This is a genomic window from Psychroserpens damuponensis, assembly GCF_000826655.1.
GTDB classification, from domain to species: Bacteria; Bacteroidota; Bacteroidia; order Flavobacteriales; family Flavobacteriaceae; genus Psychroserpens; species Psychroserpens damuponensis.
The window spans coordinates 1-4345 of the sequence record NZ_JXJO01000081.1 but is presented as its reverse complement, the minus strand read 5'-3'; the positions used below and the strand labels follow the sequence as shown (position 1 = coordinate 4345).

4 protein-coding genes and 1 pseudogene are annotated in these 4345 nt (G+C 32.2%); all 5 read left to right on the top strand.

Annotation, left to right across the window (positions count from 1 at the left end; translation table 11 throughout):
* A pseudogene (locus TD29_RS17610) lies at positions 1-505 on the top strand (hypothetical protein); the annotation flags it as partial.
* A gap of 154 nt (positions 506-659) precedes the next feature.
* Positions 660-1547: an alpha/beta hydrolase gene (locus tag TD29_RS17605; protein WP_040282885.1), complete on the top strand. Its 888-nt coding sequence runs from the start codon at positions 660-662 to the stop codon at positions 1545-1547.
* 249 nt (positions 1548-1796) lie between these two features.
* A complete protein-coding gene (locus tag TD29_RS17600) occupies positions 1797-2132 on the top strand; it encodes a hypothetical protein (RefSeq protein WP_152611560.1) in 336 nt (111 codons plus the stop codon).
* A gap of 9 nt (positions 2133-2141) precedes the next feature.
* Positions 2142-2633 (top strand): hypothetical protein, encoded by a 492-nt coding sequence (locus tag TD29_RS17595; protein WP_152611559.1) that lies wholly within the window; start codon positions 2142-2144, stop codon positions 2631-2633.
* 296 nt (positions 2634-2929) lie between these two features.
* Positions 2930-4345, top strand: a 1416-nt coding sequence (locus TD29_RS17590; protein WP_241485299.1) for a serine hydrolase domain-containing protein, incomplete at its 3' end; no start/stop codon positions are given.

The window sequence follows — 4345 nt, the reverse complement described above, 5'->3', positions numbered from 1 at the left end:
AAACTTATTGAAAGAAAATGGAATAACAGTTAAAGAAAGTGAACTCGGAGTTAAATTTGAAGAATTGACAAAAGTTATTTTTACAGGTTTAGGATTTAATGTTGATGATGAATTTAAGAATAAACTAAATACTAAAAAAGATATGATTGATATCCTTTTAAACTTGAGTAACAGCGAAGTTATAATCGTTGAATGTAAAACCAGTAAAGAAAGAGGTTATAATAAATTTAGTACAGTTTCAAGGCAATTGAAATCGTATCAAAATTTAGCATTAAAAAATGATTTACGAATAGTTAAAATATTACTTGTTGCTCCAGAATTTAGTGATGATTTTGTTACCGATTGTGAAATGGACACAGAAATGAATTTATCACTTATAACAGCTTCAACACTATCTAATATTTCAGAGGCTTTCAAAACATCTAAGTACGTTAAATTTCCTCACGTTTTGTTCAGAGATATAGTGATAAACGAGGAACGAATTATAAAAGCCTTATCTAAGTAAAAACTGAAAAAAAACAGCAAATCCCTATCCCAATCACAAATCCCTAAAAGATGCTATTTTCAATTAGTATTTGCTAAATTACCTCCTTAAACGTGCCACTCATCTTTCATAAATTAATTAGTAGTAATTTAGATGACTAACGTTGCATTAAAACATGAACTTTTTAAAACGACTCAAACTAGTATATATAATTGTTACGCTTCTAATTTTTCAAAACCCCTTATTTGGTCAAAAATTAGATCCAAAAGAACGTGATAGTTTTAAACCAGATCACGTTATTACATCTAAAATTACCAATAAATCGTATGTGATTCATATGTCTTTTCCAGAGCATTATTCTATTCAGGATAGTATCACATATCCTGTGCTTTACGTGTTGGATGGAAAAAGCACTTTTGGATATTTTGAATCGTCTTATATCGACTCTCATAACATTGAAGACGTCATTCTCGTTGGTATTAGTCATAAAGCAAATGGACTAGCATCTAAAATTAATAGGTTCAATGACTATACACCTTATCGTGATACCATTACAGAACGAAAATTTGAGAAAGCATTTGGCACTCCAAAAAACACCATAAAAACGGGTGGAGCCAATCAATTTTTAGAATGCTTAAAAAAAGACATAGTGCCTTTTATAGACAAACACTATAAAACAAATTCTGATAGAGGAATTTCGGGACATTCCCTTGGAGGTTTATTTACAGCATATTGTTTTGTGAATTCTGATAATTACTTCACTCGATTTGGTATAAACAGTCCTTCATTTCAACTCAACGAAAACCTATTTTTAGAACCAGCTATTTCTAAATTTACAAATACTTTAAACTGGAATATCAAACCTACCAAAGTGTTTATTTCAACTGGTGAGAATGAAAGCCCAATGATGGTTGCCAATATGATGAAGTTTAGCATGTTTCTTAAAAAAAGGAATTATGAACATATTAATATCAATTGGAAAATCTATAGAAATGAATCCCATACATCAGTGATCCCATTTAGTTTAAATGGTACGCTTACAACATTATATAGCAAACAATAAAAACTACTGCGACTGTAAGGCAATAATAAATTATTATATTTAGCTCAAATAAGGAGATCTAAAAGTTTGCCCAATTATAGTAGCGTTCAAAAATCCTCACTCGTTAAACTATAAATAGTAATCGTAATTCTCTATCCAAACCCTATTCATAATACTAACTGCAATAACCTTCTATTCTCTGTTTATATGGCTGCAAAAGAAGAGCATCTCATACGAAAGTAGAACACCAAGCACTTAAAAATGCAAGTCATGTACAGTTACAACACAATTGTAAACTATAATTTAAATGAGGAACTTGTTTTTGAAGATTTTTCATTAACACTTATACAAGATAGATCTGTACCAGGACCAAACAATGCAAAATGGCAAATGAACGCTTTACATTTTAAAATTTCAGGAAAATCAGGAATAAAAACGATTATTTGGAGTTCTGGAACGGGACGCATTAAACCTACGAAATTCACGTATAATGAGAAAGAATTTTTATTAATACTAAAAACCTTAGTCACAACTAAACCTGGAGAATCATTTTCATATATTGAACTTCAAAAAAATGAACTCGTAATTCAAAAAACATCAAAATAATTAACCATTATGTCCATCAAAAATATACTTTTAGTCATAGCCATTTGTATTATCGTGTTTGTGTCTTTTTTATACGTAGCCTTAAGAGATAAAAAGGAAGATATCTCTAACGAAAAACCTTTTGTACAAATAATTGGTAAAGACCTCTATACAAAAAGGCGATGTGTTCTAGCCATGAATCCAGGAATTCCAATCAAAGAAACACATCCTTACATTATTGAAGATGGCTCTAATTGGAGAATAGAAGATATTGAGATTCTAAAAGAGATTCCGCTTGAAACGAGTTTTAAGATTCACACTGTTGAGATGCATAAAGGAGCAGTGAGCGGCTCAAGCACATGTTATTTATTTGGAAGTATTATGTTAGATGATCAAGCGTTCCCTTTTACCATTTCTTGGGGCAGAAAATTAGAGTTAACCAATCCCGGAAATTGGGCTTTCAGCCAATCGTTTTGGCAAGACATAGAAGATAAACAAACCTATAAATTACCAAAACTATAAAGTAAAAATAGTTCTATTAGAATAACAAACTATGAAGATAACGATTTACACGCGTGTAAAAATTTTTCAAAATTAATATAGGCCAAACAAAAAAACGAAAACATAAAACTGTAATAGTTTAAATCTGCTGTTTTACCTAAAACAACATAGACCATAAACTTGAGGGTTTAGTTTTAAACCCAAAGTAGATTTTTAAAATTAAAACCGGTTATTTTCTAACATGGTGTTGTAACCAATACTAATTATAATCGTCAAACTATAAATTAGTAACTTTAATCAATCAAAATCAATCCATTATGACAATCAAGCATCACCTATTCAAAGCCATGACGCTTTGTATATGTTTATTACTAACTGCAAACACATTTGCACAAACTTTAAACCAACAAATAGACTCGTATATTGGTGAGCAATACACTTCAGATGCGCCTGGAGTATCAATATTAGTCGCTAAGGATGGTAAAACCATTTACCAAAAAGGCTTTGGAGCTGCTAACTTGGAGTTAGATATTTCCGTAGCACCAAAACATGTTTTCGAAATTGGCTCCATCACCAAACAATTTACAGCAGTTGCCATTTTAATGTTAGAAGAGCAAGGCAAACTCAGCGTTAATGATGAGATTACTAAATTTATTCCAGACTATCCTACTCAAGGCAAAACCATAACGGTTCATCAATTACTAAATCATACCTCTGGGATTAAAAGTTATACCAATATGCCAAATTTTATGAATCTTGCACGAACAGATATGACACCTACTGAGCTTATAGATAAATTTAAAAACGAGCCTATGGAGTTTGATCCAGGCACACAGTATAATTACAATAACTCGGGTTATATACTTCTAGGTCATATTATAGAAGTGGTTTCTGGACAAACGTATGCAGACTTTATTCAAACCAAAATTTTTGACAAAGTAGGCATGAACCATTCATATTATGGTAGTATGGTGGACCTCATCCCTAATCGTGCAAGCGGTTATTCTCAAACAGAAAACGGTTTTAGAAATGCCGACTATTTAAGTCTAACTCTACCATATGCTGCAGGTTCTATTATGTCAACGACAGGAGATTTACTAAAATGGCAAAATGCCATTTCTGCAAATACACTCATTAAAAAAAGCACTTTAGAGAAAGCCATTAATGGCTCTACATTAGCAACTGGAGAAACGATTCCTTATGGTTACGGTTGGCTTAAAGGTGATATTAATGGTTCACGTACTGTAGAGCATTCTGGCGGAATTTTTGGCTATTCTACAAATGGTATTTTTCTTCCAGAAGAGAATGTTTATGTGGTAGGATTGTCTAATTGTGACTGCGGAAACGTTGGTGACCTCACCACAAATATAGCAGCAATGGCTATTGGGAAACCGTTCCCTAAAAAAGAAGACGCCATTTCATTAACTACAACGCAATTGAGCAAATGGGTTGGCGCTTATGAGTTTGAAGGTGCCATTCGACATATCACCCTAAAAGACAACCAACTATTTAGTCAACGTGAAGGAAGTGTCAATTTAAAAATTTATCCCATGACAGAGACTAATTTTATTTTTGATGGTGGTAGTACTATGTATGATTTTTATACTGAAAATGGAAACCGCATGGTCACTATGAAAGCTAACGGAAATCCTACAACAGGAACAGGAATTGATAAAGCACCTCCTGCTGAACGTGAAGCTTTGAGTTTAGATACTGAAACGCTTAAACAATAT